Raw genomic sequence first — 18,673 nt, 5'->3', positions numbered from 1 at the left:
TCAGAACCGGATTTCCTTGCCGTCTTCGGCGGCCTTGTACACCGCCTCGACAATCTTCTGAACGCCCACCTGATCCGTTGGTGCTTCGTATGGCGTTTCGCCACGAATGACCGCCAGAAAGTGGGCGATTTCGGCCCGGTAGCTTTGCAGGAACGGACTTTCCCGCACGCCGGCACCGCTGGGCGACACATCCACCGCGCGCCCGTTGAGTTCCTTGGTGACGCGCAACGGAGCCAGCTTGGCCGACCCGCGAGTCGCGTGCACTTCAAACCACCACCGATCCTCGTCGCCCACGTATGACCAGGACAGATCGAGATTCACCACCAGGCCGTTCTCGCATTCGAGGAACACCTGCATGGCATCTTCCACGGCGCCGGCCCCGCGGCCGCGTCGCATGCTCGACACCACACGCACCGGAGACGGGCCATCGGCGAGCCACATGGCCAGATCGAGCAACGGGAAGCCATGCTCGAGGAACACGCCGCCCCCCGACTCCGCGCGGCGGTTGCGCCATCCGTCGGCGTTCTTTTTGACCTGCAAGGAGCCGCAGCGAATGCTTGTGACCTGCCCCAGCTCGCCGTTCCGGATGAACTGGTCGAGCGCCTGCGTATCGCTGCGGAAGCGATGGTTGTGCCCCACCACCAGCCGGACATCGGTTTTCTGCGCTGCCGCAAGGCACCGTTCAATGCCGCGGGCCGACAGTGCCAATGGGCGCTCACAAAGCACGTGCAGCTTCTTGCGTAGCGCGCTGAGCACGTGCGGCTCGTGCAGGTGATTGGGCGTGGCAATGACGACCGCGTCGAGTTCGTCGCTATCGAGCAACTCCTCGAAGTCGGTGAACACATCGGGGACCCCGAAGCGGTCAGCCAGCGCACGCGCTTTGGCCGCATCGTTGTCGCACAGGGCAACAAGCGACGCGCCGCGCAGCTTGGACAAGACTGGAATGTGCGTTAGCTGGGCAATGGCACCCGTGCCAACGACGGCGATGCGTACGCCGTCCTTCATCAACGCCTCCGGGGGTAACAGATCAATCGGCGAAGCCGACGACAGTCCCCGGATAGTAATGGCTCAGGATTTCGCGGGCATTGGCGCCGGCTCTCGCCCGGCCAATGGCCCCCCACTGGCACATCCCCACTCCGTGGCCGTTGCCGGCACCGCGCAGCGTGAGCCCGGTCAGGTGCCCACGGCCGCGCGATTCGCGGTCCACGGAAAAATACGTGCTGTGCAGGATCGCGCCACGCGCATCTCGCATCACCGCACGAATATCTCGGGCCGACACGGCGATATCGCCACGTTCCGTTCGCAAGACGACGCTGCTGGCACGGCCGGAGCGCCCGCGGGCGGGGATGGAGAACGCCGTCACCGCGGCCGGGCGCGGGTCCCGTGCTCCGCTCGTCTGCAGCGCCCGACGCACGATTTCCTGCAGCTGCGCCTCGTCAAAGTCGGCCTGCCAGTGGTTGCGGGGGGAGATATCGCAATACGGCCGCCCCGTGCGTGGATCGATATCGTCCACCGGCTGGAGATACGGCTCTTCCTTCACCCCGCGCCACGCTTCCGACGGCACCGCCGTTTTGCCCCCGCAGCTGGAGTAATACGGCGCGTCTACCAGCAACCCGTTGTACCGGATAACGAGCCCCGCCGTGCCGTCGATAGCGGCGTTCACCACCGGGTGCTCCACATCCACGCCACCGTATACCTGGTTCTGCACCGTGGCCACCAGGTTGAAGCCCCGCACCGGAGCCTCCACCACGCCACTGGGCACCCGAATGTAGGTGTAGCTGCGCGCCGCGATGGCCTGCGCCTCAATCGCCGCCCGATCGCCGGGGCTGCGGGCCGGCAATTCCAGCGGGACCACGCCACGCAGGTAGTCTTCCACCGGCAGGCGATTCACGACCATCACACCGCTATCGGTGGCGGTGAACACCAATTCGCCCCGGTAGCGGCGATTGCCGAACCGCAGGAAGGTGTCGCCGGAGGGGCGAGCCACAAATGGCCCTTCACGCCAGGGGGTCGCATCACCGCCGTCACCGGCCACGCGGAGCAGGCCATTCTTCTGCTCCACACGCCAGGGCTCATCCCCCTGCCCCTTCACCAACGACACGCGGCCGCCCTGCTCATCTATACGCCAGCGCCCTGACGCACTGACGGCCGCATCGGCTTGCCGGGCCCCGAGGACCACCAGCGCCACCCGGTCCCGTTCCAGCCTGCCGTTCAGCTCACGCTGTTCAACCGACTGACCAGGGCGCGCGGCGCCCAGCACGGGCTGCATGCCGCCGGACGCCGACGACGGCGCACAGGCCAGCATCGTGGCGGCCGCGATGATCACTCCCCCAAAAAGCGCCGGGGCCAGATAGCGCAGCGCGCCGGCAACCGGCGGGCGACGCGGTGGAGTGGTCATGCACAGCCTCGCATCAATTCAGTCCCGTTCCGCCAACGCCGCGCCAAGTGCGTCGTCGAGGCGATTGAGTGTCTCCGCAATCTCCGCCGGCCCGTGGGCCGACGACATGAACGCCGCCTCGAACGCACTGGGCGCCAGGCTCACACCACGCCGACGCGCGGCGTGGAAGAAGCGCTTGAACAACGACACATCGCTGAGCTTCGCGTCTTCGAAGGTGCGCACCACACCGTCGCGGAAGAAGAAGCCCCACATGGAGCCGCTGTGGCTGGCCGTGAAGGGGACGCCGTGACGGGCGGCAATGTCGCGCATCCCCTGCACCAGATTGGCCGTTTGCGCCGTGATCCCGTCGTGCACTTCGCGCGTCAGCGCTCCCAACGTGGCCAGCCCACCAGCCATGGCCAGCGGATTGCCCGACAACGTGCCGGCCTGGTACACCGGTCCCGTGGGCGCGATGTGCTCCATGAATTCCCGCTTGCCCCCATAGGCAGCCACGGGCAGCCCCCCACCAATCACCTTACCAAGCGCGGTCAGGTCGGGGGTCACTCCAAAGCGCTCGGCGGCGCCACCGTAGGCAATGCGGAATCCGGTCATCACTTCATCAAAGACGAGCAAGGCCCCGGTTTCGTCAGCAATGCGGCGCAGCCCCGGAATGAACTCCGCCGTGGGCTCGATATAACCGCCATTGCCCACAATGGGCTCCAGCATGATGGCCGCCAACGGCACTTCACGGGCGATCTTCTCCACCGCCTCGAGGTCGTTGTAGGCACAGGTCAGCGTCAGCTTGGCCAATGCCTCCGGTACGCCAGGGCTATCAGGCAACCCCAGCGTGGCCACCCCACTGCCGGCACGCACGAGGAACGCGTCGGCATGGCCGTGATAGCACCCTTCAAACTTGAGGATGTATTCCCGCTTGGTGATGGCCCGGGCCAGCCGTGCAATACTCATGGCCGCTTCGGTACCGCTGCTGGTAAACCGCACCATCTCCAGATGCGGCATGCGCGCGGCAATCATGTCGGCCAAGTCCACTTCGCGCTCGGTGGGCATGCCAAAGCTGGTCCCATCCTGCATGACCTTGGCGAGCGCATCGAGCACCACCTGCGGCGCGTGCCCCAGCACCAGCGGTCCCCACGACAGGATGTAGTCGATGTATTCGTTTCCATCGGCGTCCCACACAAAGGCGCCCTTGCCTCGTGCGGCGACAAACGGCTCTCCGCCCACCCCGCGAAAGGCCCGCACGGGCGAATTGACGCCCCCGGGAAAACGCCCACGCGCACGCGCCATGATTTCAGCGGAGCGCGTATTGTTGGTGCGCAACGAATTGGAGACGTTCATCGGCCAAAGCTCCCGGCGGTCGTGGTATCGAGCCCCACCAGCGGCAATGCGCGGGAGGAGCGAACAGGTGTTGCCTGCGCGGGCAGATCAGCAACCCGCAACAAGGTGGCGGTGAAATCGTAATCGTCGACCACCTGGTCAACGTGCACATCCAGCATGGCGCCCGGCACCGGACGCGTGCCCTGCCGCAACGGTTCCGGCACCGACACGTGCATGAGCCCATCAATGTCATCAGCCTGCCAGGGCGCGCGGCATACCCACACATTGGGCGCCTCGCCGGCCCGCTCCACCATGACGCGCGCCTCGCGATTGAGGAAGCGTTCGTAGCGCGACGCGGTAATACTGCGTTGCAACTCCTCCAATCGCTCTTTGCGCTCCTGCTTGATGCTTTCGGCCACATCGTCGTCCATGGCGAACGCGCGGGTGCCTTCCTGCGGCGAATAGGTAAACACGCCCACGCGATCAAACTGCATCTCCTCGAGGAAGTCGCAGAGCGTGTTGAAATCGTCTTCAGTTTCGCCGGGGAAGCCCACAATTACGCTGGTGCGCACGGCCAGATCGGGCACAATGCTGCGGTACTGCGCGAGCCGCTCGCGAATGGTCTTCTGGCGCTCCGGACGCCGCATGCGCGCCAACACCGCATCGCTGCCGTGCTGCATGGGCGTATCAAGCCAGCGCACGATGCGCTCGTTGGCCGCAATCACCTCAAGCAGCCGCGGCGTAATGCCGGTGCTGTAGAGATACATGTTGCGAATCCACGGAATGGTGGTTTCGCGCACGAGCGCTTCGAGCAGCTCGGGGAGTGCATTGCCATCGCGGCGATCACGTCCGTAATGCGCGAGGTCCTGCGCCACGAGATTGATTTCGCGCGCCCCCTGCGCTTCCAGCAGCTGGGCCTCGCGCACGAGGTCATCCAGCGCAAAGCTCCGATGCTTGCCGCGCATGAGCGGAATGGCGCAGAAAGCGCAGCCGTGGTCACACCCCTCGGAGATCTTGAGGTAGCGCACCTGCGGCAGGTCGCCGCTGAACAGGCGCACACCGGGGTGCTCCACCAGTGACCCGCCCAAGAGCCCGCGCTCCACCAGTTCCGGCACAATGCGGTCGGTTTCGGAGTTCCCCAGAAACACGTCGACTTCGGGGAGCGCGTCGATCAGCTCGTCCTTGTGGCGCTCCACCATGCAGCCAATGGCAAAGACTGCCTTCACCTGCCCGTCATCCTTGAGGCGCGCCGCGTCCACGATGGCCTCAATGGACTCGGCCTTGGCGGCATCGATGAACCCGCAGGTGTTCACCAGCACGACATCCGCGTCGCGCAGGTCCTGCACCGGCTCGGCGCCGTGCGCCACGAGGTCCGCGAGATAGCGCTCGGAGTCCACCGTATTTTTGTCGCACCCGAGGGTGACCAGCCCGAATTTCAGCATCCCGGGAATCTAGTGCCCTGCGGCACTCAGGCTCCAGACGCCGCGGGCCGGTCTTGCCGCTGCCCCTACCGGAAATTCCCGAACTGCAGCTCCACGCCGAATTCCCCGCCGCGCAACATCGCTATGCACTCCTGCAGCATGTCCTTGTCCGGGCTGGAAATGCGTACCTGCTCACCCTGAATGGACGCCGTGATCTTTTTGAGCTTGGCCTCTTTGACCGCGGCCGTAACCTTCTTGGCCGTCTCGCTGTCCAGCGCCATTTTGAGCTTGATTTCCGAACGCAGAATCTCGTGACTGCCAGGCTTGGGGTCGGTGAACTCGAGATTCTTCACCGAGACGCCCCGCTTGATCAGCTTCCCTCGCAGCACATCGATAAGGGCGTCGTGCCGCATTTCGCCTTCCGCCTCAATGTGAATCACGGCGTCGGCGCGCTTGAAGTCGATGAGAATGTGCGAGCCTTTGAAGTCGAAGCGCTGCGCCACTTCCTTTTGCGCTTGATTGACCGCGTTGTCCACTTCCTGCAAATCGCAGCCGGTGGTCACATCGAATGAATACGCTGAAGCCATGTTATAGGAGGAAGCTTTCGAGTGATTTGGCGCGGCTCACGTGACGCAACCGCGACAGCGCCTTTTCCTTGATCTGCCGGACGCGTTCCCGGGTGATGCCGAGGTCCGCGCCGATTTCCTCGAGCGTCATCGCCTCGCCACCATCAATGCCGAAGTAGAGACGAAGAATCTTCGCTTCACGCTCCTTGAGCCCACCCAACGACTCGGCGATGGCTTCGATCATGGCCTTTTCAAAGGTCTGATCTTCCGGCGTGGGGTGCATCGTATCGGGCAGATAATCCAGCAGGCGATTGTCTTCGCCAGGCGTAAGCGGGGCATCCAGCGACAGGTGCACCTGCGAGATGGACATCGTCTTGGCGACTTCCTCCTCGGTAATGTCCATGCCTTCGGCAATTTCCGCGTGCGTGGCCTCGCGCCCCAGCTCCTGCAGCAGCGTATTGGCGCGCTTGCCGATGCGGTGCAGCGTCCCGGCCCGATTGAGTGGCACGCGCACGATGCGCGACTGCTCCGCGAGGGCCTGCAGGATGGCCTGACGGATCCACCAGACGGCGTAGGAGATGAACTTGATCCCCTTCGTTTCGTCAAACTTGTGGGCCGCACGGATCAGGCCGAGGTTGCCCTCGTTGATCAGGTCGGAGAGGGATACGCCCTGATTCTGATACTTCTTGGCCACGCTGACGACAAAGCGCAGATTCGATCGCACCAGCTTGTCGAGCGCTTCCTGATCTCCCGCACGAATACGTCGTGCCAGCTCGGCTTCTTCCTCTCGCGAAATCAGCGGATACGCACTGATGTCGCGCAGGTACTGATCGAGGGAGCCTTCCTCGTACGACGCCTTCTTTTTCGGGGGAGTGACAGCCATGTTCGACCGGCTCGAGTGCTGAGAGGCCCATCGTGTACACCGCGCAGGAGGGAAACGCGGTATCGAGCATTTACTTTAACGGAACTGCCGAACTATAAGCCTGACGGAGACGAGGCCATTCGTCAACGCACCCTGCTGCTAAATCCGGGACAGCTTTACCGCTGCAGTTATCGGACCGTCGTTCCAAGTCGGTCCCAGCGAATGCGGGTCAGCCACGGTGCGCGCTCTGTGGAGTCGGGGGTAAAACTGTAGTACACGAACCACGGTGCCCCGCGCAGCAAACTATCGGGGACAAAGCCCCAGTAGCGACTGTCGAGGGAATTGGCGCGGTTGTCGCCCAGGACAAAGAGGTGTCGAGGCGGCACCACCAGCGGCCCCCAGCTGTCACGCGCATCCAGGATGGTGTCGTAGACCCCGCCAGTGGCGACGCCGCGAAACGCGTATGATTCGCGCAACGGTGTGCCGTTCCGACGCAACACCCCTTGCATCATGCTCAGCGTGTCACCAGGCAGCCCGACCAGACGTTTGACAAACGCCTTGGCCGGGTCCACCGGCCAGTCAAAGACCACAACGTCGTTGTGACGAGGGGTTCGCAGCGCCGGTAGCCGGGTGCGCGTGAAGGGGACCTGTGCTCCGTATACCCACTTGTTGACGAGCAAAAAGTCGCCCACCAGCAGGGTGCGCTCCATGCTCGACGACGGAATGCGAAACGCCTCTACCACGAAGGTGCGGAGCACGAGGAATAACACGAGCGCCGCGGGGAGCACCACCAGCCAGCTGCTCACCCGCGCCCCCGTACGCCCCCCTCCCCGTGTCCCGCGCCGCGAACGATTGGCTTCGCGTAAGGCGTCGTCGCGGCGGTGCCGATCTACGGAGCGCATACGCGCCGCCACAGCCAACCGATCGGCACCGGTTTCAAATGGTTAATAATTGTCAATCTGTGCGCGTTGCAGCGCACCCGAGTAGTCCACGTATCCGACCTTGGTTTCCGAGTAGAACTCGTACACTTCCCAACCGCCTTCGCGGTGCCCGTTGCCGGTTTCCTTGACGCCACCAAAGGGGAGGTGCGCTTCGGCGCCAATGGTGGGGGCATTCACGTAGGTGATGCCGTTGTCGAGATCCTGCAGCGCGCGGAACGCCACGTTCACGTTGCTCGTGTACACGGAGCTCGAGAGTCCGTAGCGCACGCCATTGTTCACGGCAAACGCTTCTTCGGCACTCGCCACTTTGATCACCGAGAGCACCGGCCCAAAGATTTCTTCCTGATCGAGGCGCGAGCCGGCGGTCACGCCGCTGAAGATCGTGGGCTGAAAGAAGTAGCCCTTGTCGAGATCGCCACCGGTGGCGCGCTCCCCGCCGCACACCAGCGTGGCCCCCTGGTCACGCCCGACGCCGATGTAGTGCTCCACCTTGTCCAGCGCGGCCTGGTTGACCAGCGGCCCCACATCGGTTCCCACGACGCGCCCATCGCCCAGCTTGAGCGTAGCGGCACGGGAGGCCAACCGGGCCACGAAGGCATCGTGAATGCCCTCCTGCAGAATGAGACGGCTGGTGGCCGTGCACCGCTGGCCGGTGGTACCGAACGCGCCCCAGAGCACCCCATCAAGGGCGAGATCGAGGTTGGCATCGTCGAGCACGATTTGCGCGTTCTTGCCGCCCATTTCCAGCGACAGCCGCTTGTGCATGCGGCCACACGTTTCGCCAACCAAGCGCCCAGTCTCGGTGCTTCCGGTAAACGAAATGACCGGCACCTGCGGATGCTCCACCAGCGCCTTGCCCACCACTTCGCCCGCGCCGTGCACCAACTGAATGACTTCCGGCGGCAGGCCCGCTTCGAGCAGCACTTCCACCAGCACGGTGCAGGTGTGCGGCACATCTTCGGCGGGCTTGAGCACCACCGCGTTGCCGCACAGCAGCGCCGGAAACGCCTTCCAGGTGGGAATGGCGAGCGGGAAGTTGAATGGCGTGATGAGGCCGCACACTCCAATGGGGCGGCGCATGCTCATGGCCCACTTGTTGGCGAGCTCACTGGGCACGGTATGCCCAAACAACCGACGGCCTTCGGTGGCGGCGTAATACGCCGTATCGATGCCTTCCTGGACATCGCCGCGCGTTTCTGCGAGCGGCTTGCCCATCTCGCGCGTCATGAGGTTGGCCAGTTCTTCCTTGCGTGCCGCAAGCAGATCGCCCACGCGGCGCAACACATCGCCGCGGGCCGGTGCCGGGGTGCGCTTCCAGAGCGCAAAGCCGCGCTGCGCACTGGCGACGGCGGCATCAACATCCTCGGAACCGGAGGCCGGGAACATCCCGATCAGATCGTCCTGGTTGGCCGGGTTCCGATTCTCGAAGTAGGCGCCAGTGGTTGGGGAAACCCACTGACCGCCGATGAAATTCTTATAAGTGGTGGTCATGCCACAAATGTAGCCGGAGCCAACTACAGCGTGGTCCCCCCAGCCGCGGTGCCACCCGACGGCGTGGCGCCAGAGGGATTTTGTGGTGATCCCGGTTCCAGAGTGGGCGCCGTCGGTCCCGGTGGCAGCGTATTGGCGGGCAAAGTCACGGGTACCGCTGGCAACCCGTCACAGCTCCACTGCGCAGCCCGTTCCAGCGAAGGAATGGCGTACCCCACCCGGGGGAGTACCTCGCGTGCGCCCAGCCCAAGGCCCCACGCGGTCACGAGCAGCGAGGCCAGGTGCGCCCAGCCCAATCGATGGCGCCAGGTCCCCACTGCACTCCAGATGCCCAACAGCGCCACGCCGCCGGTCGCCGCCGTAAAGCCAATGAGCGGGGCGCCACAGCGGGCTGGCCACGGCCAGTACATGAGCCCCGCCGCGGCCCCCACGGCCACCAGCACTTTCACCCAGGCCACCCACGGCTTCCCGGCGCCTACGGATGGGGCGGCCATCGCCGGCGCCGCCGCGGTACGCCCCGCCGGCAACGCCTTGGCCGTTGAGGCGCCTTTGGCCGGTGCCACGGGTTGCGCGGTCTTCAGCAGCTCCTCGTCAGAGATGGACGCGAGCTGCTTGTCGATTTTGGCCAGTTCCTTGTCCCAGTCGCTCATGCCCTCTCCTATTCCACCGTTTCCCGCTGCAGGGCATAACGTTCGATCTTCTTGTAGAGATTCGACCGGGGCATATCGAGGGCGCGCGCGGTCTCCGACACGTTCCAATCAAAGGTACGCAGCTTAGCCAGCAGATACGCCCGTTCGGCGGCCTGCTTGAACTCCTCGAAGGTGGCAATATCGAGCAACCCGCCCAATCCGGGTGATTCGGCACTGCGACGCCCCACCAGCCGCTCTACATCGGGCGCGCCAATGGTGGCGTGACTGGCCAGAATGACCAGTCGCTCCACCGTGTTGCGCAGCTCGCGCACGTTGCCTTGCCACTCGAGCTCCTGCAACCGCCGCAGCGCGTCCTCGCTGATGCCACGCGCCGGCAATCCGTCACGAGCCGCCAGTTGCTGCAGGAAATGCACGATGAGCAGCGGGATGTCTTCGCGACGCTCCCGCAGGGCCGGGACCGTGATCGGGACCACGTTCAAGCGATAGTACAGATCTTCTCGAAATCGACCGGCAGCAATTTCGTCTTCGAGATTCTTGTTGGTGGCGGCGAGCACGCGCACATCCACCTGCACCGGCTTGCTGCCGCCAATGCGCGTGACCACCCCATCCTGCAGCACACGCAGCACCTTGGCCTGGGCACTGGCCGACATATCCCCGATTTCGTCGAGAAAGAGCGTACCGCCATCCGCCTGCTCGAACCGTCCGGGACGATCGGCAATGGCCCCGGTGAACGACCCCTTCATGTGGCCAAACAGTTCACTCTCGATGAGCTCACTGGGGATGGCGGCGCAGTTCACTTCAACGAACGGCTTCTTGGCGCGCGGGGACCCGCGATGAATGGCGCGCGCCACCAGCTCCTTGCCGGTGCCGTTTTCTCCGGTGATCAACACCCGGGCCGGCGTGGCGGCCACCTTGTCAATGCGCTCGAGCAGCGCGCGAATGCCAAACGAGCGCCCCACAATTTCGTAGCGCGACTCGATCGTCTCACGCAGCCGCGCGTTCTCTTCACTGAGCAGCCGGTTCTCGAACGCATTGCGCAGCAGCACCAGCACCCGGTCGGTGTCGAGCGGCTTCTCGAGAATGTCGTAGGCGCCCAGCTGCGTGGCTTCCACCGCCGTTTGAATGGTGGCGTGCCCGCTGATCATCACGACCGTGGCTGTGGGGTCGGCCTGCCGCAACCGCTTCAGCACTTCCAACCCATCCAGCCCGGCCATCTTCACATCGAGAAATACCAGCTGCGGCCGGTAGCTGTCGTACAGACTGATCCCCTCGGCCCCGCCGCTGGCGGTCTTTACTTCAAACCCTTCGTACTCCAGCAACTGCCCGAGGGCCTGACGGATTCCGGGTTCGTCGTCAATGACGAGAATGCGACGGCTCATTGTTTCCGGGTAGCAGGAGAAGTGGCGCGATACAACGTGAGCTTGCCGTTCACGACGCGCACATCGCTCACCGTACTGGGCAGTGGCACCGGCAGGGCATTCAGCGCCACCCCATCGGCCCCACGCCCTGCGCTATCTGCACTGTCTACCGCCGGGCGCGCCGCGCGTTCCCCCTTGGCGTTCTGTCCGGCAGCCGCGCGAAGGCTACGCACAATGCCCGGGATGACCCGCGTGGGCACATCAATGCCCTTGAGGCGCAACTCCCGGATCTGGAACTGGGCCAGCCCCGGGCGCACCGGTTCCAGTGGCCCGGCCAGGAACAACGTGTCTTCACCCACCAGTGCTTTGCCCAACACCGAGCCAATGGCGGTTTGCCCGGTAAAGTCGCTCAGCGACACCGACGTGCGCACCAGCAATTGATCGCCATCGAGCGCCAGCTGCGCGGTGGACGCTGAGGGCGGCAACTGTTTGAGCAACGGCGCCAGGAAGCCGGCCACCTGGGCGGCGGTCAGCGACACATAGGCGGGCCCCGACTTTCGCCGCAGTGGCGCCAGGGGATTGCCCTTGGGGACCACGGGATTGTCGGCGTTCACCGTGACCCACCCCAACTCCTTATCCCGCGCCTCACGCGCCGCACGGCGCCGCGCCTCCTCCTCGGCGGCAATGCGCGCCCCTTCCTGACTGTCCAGCCGTTCGCTGGTGCGCACGGCGGCGTCGGTCACCTTGTCGGCCGCACCGCTGGCCGCACGGGAAAGGACCGACGGCAGGCGATCACCGTACAGCCAGTAACCGGCAGCAGCACCGGCAACGAGGACGACCGCGCATCCGATTCGGGAAAGACAGCCCACAGGGATTGGCCAGGAGGGGAGAACAGGGAGGGGGAGGTTCAGAGGAAGCTACGGCGGGCCGAACTGCAACGGCAGTCTCCGTAGGTCGTCCTGTGGATATGTCCTTTCTCTGGATCTCTGCGCTGGTCACGCTGGCGGTCGCGGTCACGGCCTGCGGCCCCACCAAGGGGATGCCTCGCGGGTGGCCCGACCTGGTGCTGGCCAGCGACTCGCTCTGCCCCAATGTCGCCGGCCGCTATTTTGCCTCCTACGACCCCATCACCGTGCTGATGGCCAAGCATCGCGACACGGAGGACAGCATGGAGGAGCCATTGGCCTACTTTGAGCTGAGCGGCGCGGCGGATTCGGGGCTCACGGTAACGTCGGTATTCCGCGATAGCGTAAAGCAGACGGGGAGGCTGCAGAAAGGCAGCGAGTGGTCAGGTGACTATTTCTGTGGGGATGGCTGGCTGCGCTTTGGTGATAGTCGAGCGCCGAGCCTCTGGGACGCGGAAGTCCGCACCGACGACTTCTATCCGAAGCGCCACGCCGTCAGAATCGCTCCTAATGAAGACGGGGATCTGGTGGCCCGACTCGACTTTACGGACTACGCCGAGTTTACCGTGTGGTGCGGTGACGGCTGCAAGGGGATTCCATTGCCCGGCACCTTTGAAACACGCTCAATCTGGACCATGACGGAAAAGTTCGATCCGGATCGACCGCCTCCGGTGGCGCGGGAACGGAAGCGAACGATGGCGGAACAGGTGGCAGCGCTCGAATGGGCGACGGCAGAACCCTCGGCGGAGCGTCAGCGGGCGCAAGACGCCCGCATGTGGCAGGAGGAGCAACTCGCGGAAAACGGCCCGCCCGATCCGGAAAAGGAGCTGGTGCGCAAGCGCGCCGCAGCGGCGCTGGTACCGGGAATGCAGCTGCGTGGCGTTGGCCCAACGGAGGGCGGCTGGCATTTGAGCATTGAGTTTGACCACCTGAATCAGATGACGGAGTACCTTTTGCGCCTGCAGGGGTCGGGACCGGTCACCAAACTGAGCATCGCGCCGCTCTCTCGCACCACAACCTCCGCCGGGCGCATCTCCGATGTGGTGTTCATTCGGTACGAGTAAGTGAGCAGATCCTGGCGCCCGAAAGCCTGGAACGCACCAGCTACCCTTCGGCCCATGGCCAGTTGATGTTCTGAACTTCAGAATCGTTCAAGCGCGCCGATACTGCTTCAGGAGGGATTTGTGCACATTGCCACGGGCGCGATGGAATATGGCCACTACACTTGCTAGCCGAACAACCCGACAAATCACGCTCGGAGCTATACCCGCGGTCTTTCTGGCCGCGGGAGCCGTTGCTGCTGCCCTTCGGAATGATGCCGCGGCGCGCGCCAAGGAACTGTCCAGTCTCCTCCCAGCGGACGTTGCTCCGCGGGTAACGGCCGACCTGTTCGCCTCGGCGAATCAGCTTACCGTTATCATCGGCCTGGCGTGCCTCGCGTGTGTGGTCATGATCGGGGTTGTGATTCACGTGTTGCTGCGCCGAGCGATGCAACCGCTCACCGTCCTGGCGGATAATGCGAAGGCCCTTGCCTGCGGCAATCTGGATATCGACATCGCCGAACCGCCGAAAGAGGACGAGGTGCAGCGTATCGCACTTGCCATGGTCGCGCTGCGCGACGCCGAGCGGGGTGTCGCGGATGCCGCGACGCGTCTCGCCCGTGGAGACGTGAATGGCAACATCGCTGTCCGTGGTGAGGAGGATCGACTGGTCGCCTCGATGACATCGCTGCAGAACACCTTGGCCCATGTGGTGGCCGATGCCACGCACCGTGCTCGTTCCACCGCAAGCGGAGACCTTGGCGACCGCCCTGCAACCAGCCTGTCATATGGTGTTTTTGCCGACTTGCGCGAAGCACTTGATGACATTGTACGTAGCGTACGCACTCCGCTGACGGACACGCAACGCGTACTGGATGCCGTGTCGCGCGGGGACCTGTCAGCACGCATGGACGCTTCGCGTCCCGGCGCGTTCGGCGAACTGGCAGGTTCTGTAAATCGTTGCGCCGCTGCGCTCACGGAAACCGCCGCAGAAGTGCGTGCCGCGGCCGACGAGGTACGCAACGCCGGTGAGCAACTCGAAGCAGCGGGCACCGACCTAGCGTTGGACAGCACGGCCCAGGCGGCTGCCGTAGACACATTTGCGGTTGCGCTGCAACAGGCAACCGCCAACGCCAATGGGATCCGGAAGCAGGTGGAACACGTGCGGGAACGGACTATCGACGCGTCGGCGCAACTCGATACGGGTGGCATGCAGGTGCGGACGCTTCTCTCAACCACCGTTGAGGCTACCCGTGCCGCCGGAGAGGCGGCACGCATCGTGCGCACGATTGATGAGATTGCGTTTCAGACGCGTCTGCTCGCTCTCAACGCGGCGGTTGAAGCCGCGCGGGCTGGCGACGCCGGTCGGGGCTTCGCGGTTGTCGCCGATGAAGTTGGAGCCTTGGCGCTGCGCTCATCGGAAGCGGCCCGGCAAACGGCCGATACCGTTTCAGCAGTGGTATCGGCCACGAATCGCTGTCACGCGCTGGCGACATCCACGGATACGGTCGTGCAACAGGTCAACGACGCGGTGGCGGCAACCGCAGCCGGCATGGACGTTGCGACCACCGAACTGCGTCAACAGCAATCCTCGCTCGAACGCATGAATGCGCAATTGATCGAGGTAACCTCCGGCACACAACGGGTGGCGAGCCACGCCGAGGAAGGCGCCGCCGCCGCGACGGAACTGGTGGGACAGGCAGCGCAACTTGATGAAATGGCCAATCGTTTGCACCGGCACGGCAGCAGCATCAGCTCCAGTCGGGCGGCCTGACGAGACGGTTCAGGGACGCTTTTGGCGAAACGGGCAGGTTTGTCAGCCGGCGTTCCAGGAGGCTATTCCACGCCGGCCTGGAGCATCCCGTGGGAGGCACCCTCCTCGTGCGTACTGTTGATTGGCCGGAAGCGCAGCGCCTCGCCAATGTGCGTGCTGGTCACGACTTCCAGGTCATCGAGATCGGCAATGGTGCGCGCTACGCGCAGCACGCGGTGATACGAACGCGCGGAGAGCGACAGCTTGTCGGCAGCGCGCACGAGCAGAGCGCGGGCCGCCGGTTCGAGGCGCGCAGCAGGGGCGATCAGGCGCGTGGGCGCCGACGCATTGTTGACTCCGGCCATCGCGGCGTGAGTGCCCGCCTGCGCGGTGGCGGTGTGCGCGTATCGGGCCCGCTGTCGCTCGCGGGCGCGTAGCACCCGTTCACGCACCGTGGCTAAGCGTTCGGCGGGCGCGTGCGCCCCGTGTTCGGCCAGCGCCGCCGGGGGAACGCGTTGCACGTGCACATGCAGATCAATGCGATCGGCCAGCGGACCCGACAGCCGCGTGCGATGCCGTTCGAGATCGGCCACGGAACAGCGGCATGGTTTATCCTCACACCCGGCGTAGCCGCAGGGGCACGGGTTACTGGCCGCCACCAACGCAAAGCGCGACGGAAAGCGCATGGCTCGCGCGGCGCGGGCCACCACCACACTGCCATCTTCAAGCGGTTGTCGGAGCGCTTCCAACGTGTGCCGCGGGAAGAGCGAGAGTTCGTCGAGAAAGAGTACCCCGTGATGCGCGAGACTCACCTCACCGGGACGCGGCCACCCGCCGCCGCCCACCAGCCCGGCGGTTGAGATGGAGTGGTGCGGGGCGCGAAATGGTCTGGCGTGGCTGAGCAGCTGTTGGTCGGCGGGACCCAGCAGGCCGGCCACGGAGTGAATGGCCAGCACTTCAAGCGCTTCCTGTTCGTCGAGCGGTGGCAAGATGCCAGGCAGTCGTCGCGCGAGCATGGTTTTGCCGGCGCCTGGTGGGCCCACGAGCAACAAGTTATGTGCGCCCGCCGCCGCGATTTCGAGCGCACGTGCGGCAAACTCCTGCCCTACGACATCAGAGAGATCCGGCACGTCGTGTGTGGCGGCAACCACGTGTCGTGTCGGGCGATCGGCCCGCGCGGTGCCATCACGCAAGGCGTTCACCAGCTCCCCCAGCGTACGGGGCGCAGTGGCCCGCGCATTGGGCACCCGCATGGCTTCGGCCAGATTTTCCGGCGGCACAATGAGCAGGGCGTTGCTGGTCGCCGCCACGTGCCGCGCCACAGCAAGCACCCCACGCACTGCGCGTAGTTGACCATCCAATCCCAGTTCGCCCACTGCGCAGGTGTCGAGTAAACACTCGGGTGGCAACTGACCGCTGGCCGCGAGCAGCGCGAGGGCGATGGGGAGGTCGTATGCCGTCCCGGTCTTGGGCAGATCTCCGGGTTGCAAGGAGACTGTGACCCGTCGGGGCGGTACACTGAACCCGCTATTGGCCAGCGCCGCGTGTACACGGTCGCGGCTCTCTTTCACCGCCGTCGCGGCCAAGCCCACCAGCGTCCATTGAGGTAGCCCATTGGCTACATGCACCTCGACGAGCACGTCAAGGGCGTCGATGCCAAGAACGGCGGCGGAAGGGGCGGCGGCGAGCATGGACATATGGTATCGCCGCCATCGCACGCGCATGTCATCAGAATCGCGCGCGCATCACCCTTTCAACGCGTATAAACACATGGGGCGGCGGAGATCACTCCGCCGCCCCAATGCCCTGGTACTACATCGCCGTTCGCGTCCCCTGCCCCAGCGTGAACTTCGCCAGCCACTCGTACTCGCGCTTCATGCGGTCGAGCTGGTGGTAGTACTCCGAGAGCCCATGCCCTTCGCGCGGGTAGAACACCAGCTCGGTGGTCTTGCCGCGGTCCTTGAGCGCCCGATAGAACTCCATGGGCTGCCCAATGGGCACCCGCTCATCGTTGCCGCCGTGCAGAATGAGCAGCGGCGTAGTGACCTTGTCGCTATACGAAATGCCCGACCGCTCCAGATACTTGCGGATGTTGGCGTTTACAATGGACCCGTCGTACTGCGGCTGCCCGAAGAACGTATTGATGTACCCCGGAATGTCGGTCGTACCGGCCATGCTGAGCAGCGACGGCAACCCGGCGCCCATCATGGCCGACTTGAAGCGCCCGGTCTGCGACACCACCCAGCTGGTCATGTACCCGCCGTAGCTCCACCCTTCGAAAGCCATCTTGCTGGAGTCGGCGATGCCACGCGCAATGACCGCGTCCACACCGGTCATGATGTCGCGGTAGTCGCCACCGCCCCAATCGTTGGTGTTGGCGTGCATCCACCACTCGCCATAGCCGGTGGAACCGCGCGGGTTGGGATACAGCACGGCCCACCCGCGCGCTGCATACGTTTGGCCAGGGCTCGTGCCTCCCTTGAAGCCATTCGTGTGCGCCCCAGTCGGGCCGCCGTGCGCCGACACCACCAGCGGCACCTTGGTACCCGGCTGGTAGCCTACCGGATACAGCAGCACCCCTTCGACTTCCTTGCCATCCTTCGACTTCCACGTCAGCACTTCGCTCTTGCCCAGCGTGCGTTCGGCCAGCCAGCCGTTGGTGGTCGTAATGCGGCGCGGCGCCCACTCCGCCCCCTGCTGCACATACACCTCGGCGGGCATGTCGGCCGCATCCAGAGTGAGTGCCAGGGTCCGCCCATCCTTGCTGGACGAGAGGCCACCCACCAGTGCATTGCGAGACCGCTTGACGTAATTGCGCATGGCAAAGTCGTAGGCGTACAGCGACTGATACACCCGATCACTCGCGGTAAACCACAACTCCTTGCCATCGGGCGACCAACGCGGCTGGCCGGCACTCACGTCAAAGTCGGGACGGCCGAGATTGGTGAGCGTGCGCGTGGCGAGATCGTAGGTCACCAGCTTGGCATTGCGCAGCGTGCGTGGCATGATGCCGTCCTTGTGCGGCACAAATTCGTGCGGCAACATGGCGTACGCGAGCAGTTTGCCGTCGGGAGAAAACTGCGGCGTCCCCTCCACATCGTTCGTGGTGGTAATGCGCTCAATCGTTTGCGTGGCGACATCGGCCACGTACGCGTCGCGCCGTTCGTCCCGAATCATGGGCGTGGGCGACGCCGCAAAGGCCAGCCGCTTGGCATCCGGCGACCAGCTGGGAGCGCCGCTCACGGTGAAGGCGCCGCTTGTGACCTTGGTGGCCTTGCCACTGGCGATCTGCACCACCCAGATGTGGCTCAGCCGGAAGTCGCCTTCGTACACCTGCGGATCATCGCGGCGACGGCGCTTGGCTTCCTGCTCGCGCGTGAGCGTATCGGTCGTCAAGAACGCGATGTGTGATCCGTCGGGTGACCACGCATACCCGGACACGCCGTCGCGCGCGGTGGTGAGTTGCCGCGCTTCACCGCCATCGGCAGGCAAGATCCACAACTGCGGGCGCGGCGCATCGTCACCAGTGCCGGCACCTCGCGCGGTAACAAACGCAATGGTACTGCCATCGGGAGACCAGCTGGGTTGCGATTCACCGCGCTCACCATAGGTGAGCTGGCGCGGCGTGCCGCCTGCGGCCGGAACGAGCCACACGTGAGACCGGCGCTCGTGGCGGTCACCCAACGCCGTGTCGCCTCGTGCCGCCGGATGCTCCCAGGCGGAAATGGTGTACAGCACCTTGGCGCCGTCGGGCGACAGCGCAACGCCGCCCACCGCTTTGAGGCGCATGATATCGGTATCGTCGAGGCCGCGCGGTTGCGCGACCATGACACACGGCACGAACAGGGCGACAACGGTCGCCCCCAGCAAGCCTTTACGCATAAACCCTCGGCGGTCGGTTGATGGACTCCGCCGAATATGCCGGCCGCGAGCGCGGGCGCCAGTTTGGCGCCCGTGTTCGGGGGCGATTCGCTCGC

At 64.8% G+C, this 18,673-nt stretch carries 15 protein-coding genes; 2 read left to right on the top strand and 13 right to left on the bottom strand.

Translation table 11 applies throughout. The features are described 5' to 3' along the window. From GEMMAAP_RS06850 to GEMMAAP_RS06800, 11 genes are all read right to left on the bottom strand, one after another. Positions 1–1,005, bottom strand: coding sequence for a Gfo/Idh/MocA family protein (locus GEMMAAP_RS06850; RefSeq protein WP_026850369.1), 1,005 nt, complete (start codon positions 1,003–1,005; stop codon positions 1–3). A 22-nt stretch (positions 1,006–1,027) separates the two neighbouring features. Then, positions 1,028–2,398: a SpoIID/LytB domain-containing protein gene (locus GEMMAAP_RS06845; protein WP_026850368.1), complete on the bottom strand. Its 1,371-nt coding sequence runs from the start codon at positions 2,396–2,398 to the stop codon at positions 1,028–1,030. Between the two features lie 18 nt (positions 2,399–2,416). Further along, entirely contained in the window at positions 2,417–3,730 is a 1,314-nt protein-coding gene (gene hemL / locus GEMMAAP_RS06840) for a glutamate-1-semialdehyde 2,1-aminomutase (protein WP_043581345.1), read from the bottom strand. Next, positions 3,727–5,151, bottom strand: a complete 1,425-nt coding sequence (gene rimO, locus GEMMAAP_RS06835; RefSeq protein WP_053334351.1) for a 30S ribosomal protein S12 methylthiotransferase RimO — start codon at positions 5,149–5,151, stop codon at positions 3,727–3,729. Before rimO ends, hemL begins: the two co-directional genes overlap by 4 nt. Positions 5,152–5,216: 65 nt before the next feature. Next, positions 5,217–5,717: a YajQ family cyclic di-GMP-binding protein gene (locus GEMMAAP_RS06830; protein ID WP_026850366.1), complete on the bottom strand. Its 501-nt coding sequence runs from the start codon at positions 5,715–5,717 to the stop codon at positions 5,217–5,219. A gap of 1 nt (position 5,718) precedes the next feature. Continuing rightward, complete coding sequence (locus GEMMAAP_RS06825) at positions 5,719–6,579, bottom strand: sigma-70 family RNA polymerase sigma factor (RefSeq protein WP_026850365.1); 861 nt, start codon at positions 6,577–6,579, stop codon at positions 5,719–5,721. A gap of 167 nt (positions 6,580–6,746) precedes the next feature. After that, positions 6,747–7,460, bottom strand: coding sequence for a signal peptidase I (lepB, locus tag GEMMAAP_RS06820; protein ID WP_082821549.1), 714 nt, complete (start codon positions 7,458–7,460; stop codon positions 6,747–6,749). 42 nt (positions 7,461–7,502) lie between these two features. Beyond that, positions 7,503–8,990, bottom strand: a complete 1,488-nt coding sequence (locus tag GEMMAAP_RS06815; RefSeq protein WP_026850363.1) for an aldehyde dehydrogenase family protein — start codon at positions 8,988–8,990, stop codon at positions 7,503–7,505. 23 nt (positions 8,991–9,013) lie between these two features. After that, positions 9,014–9,640 carry a hypothetical protein gene (locus GEMMAAP_RS06810; RefSeq protein ID WP_026850362.1) on the bottom strand — a complete coding sequence of 209 codons (627 nt, stop codon included), beginning with the start codon at positions 9,638–9,640 and terminating at the stop codon, positions 9,014–9,016. 8 nt (positions 9,641–9,648) lie between these two features. Next, complete coding sequence (locus GEMMAAP_RS06805; RefSeq protein ID WP_026850361.1) at positions 9,649–11,019, bottom strand: sigma-54-dependent transcriptional regulator; 1,371 nt, start codon at positions 11,017–11,019, stop codon at positions 9,649–9,651. After that, the gene (locus GEMMAAP_RS06800) at positions 11,016–11,867 is read right to left on the bottom strand and encodes a hypothetical protein (RefSeq protein WP_043581344.1); all 852 of its coding nucleotides are present in this window, start codon (positions 11,865–11,867) and stop codon (positions 11,016–11,018) included. The genes GEMMAAP_RS06805 and GEMMAAP_RS06800 overlap by 4 nt, the downstream gene beginning before the upstream one ends. A gap of 98 nt (positions 11,868–11,965) precedes the next feature. On the opposite strand from GEMMAAP_RS06800, the gene GEMMAAP_RS06795 reads away from it, so the two are divergent. Next, positions 11,966–12,967, top strand: coding sequence for a hypothetical protein (locus GEMMAAP_RS06795; protein WP_026850359.1), 1,002 nt, complete (start codon positions 11,966–11,968; stop codon positions 12,965–12,967). A gap of 385 nt (positions 12,968–13,352) precedes the next feature. Continuing rightward, positions 13,353–14,717 (top strand): methyl-accepting chemotaxis protein, encoded by a 1,365-nt coding sequence (locus GEMMAAP_RS06790; RefSeq protein ID WP_026850358.1) that lies wholly within the window; start codon positions 13,353–13,355, stop codon positions 14,715–14,717. Between the two features lie 62 nt (positions 14,718–14,779). Here GEMMAAP_RS06790 and GEMMAAP_RS06785 read toward each other — a convergent pair whose 3' ends face one another. Then, positions 14,780–16,387 carry a YifB family Mg chelatase-like AAA ATPase gene (locus GEMMAAP_RS06785; protein WP_053334450.1) on the bottom strand — a complete coding sequence of 536 codons (1,608 nt, stop codon included), beginning with the start codon at positions 16,385–16,387 and terminating at the stop codon, positions 14,780–14,782. 121 nt (positions 16,388–16,508) lie between these two features. Further along, complete coding sequence (locus GEMMAAP_RS06780; RefSeq protein WP_026850357.1) at positions 16,509–18,578, bottom strand: S9 family peptidase; 2,070 nt, start codon at positions 18,576–18,578, stop codon at positions 16,509–16,511. Positions 18,579–18,673: the final 95 nt, after the last annotated feature.

It is taken from the genome of Gemmatimonas phototrophica, from assembly GCF_000695095.2.
GTDB classification, from domain to species: Bacteria; Gemmatimonadota; Gemmatimonadetes; order Gemmatimonadales; family Gemmatimonadaceae; genus Gemmatimonas; species Gemmatimonas phototrophica.
This window is presented reverse-complemented; position numbering and strand designations above follow the sequence as displayed.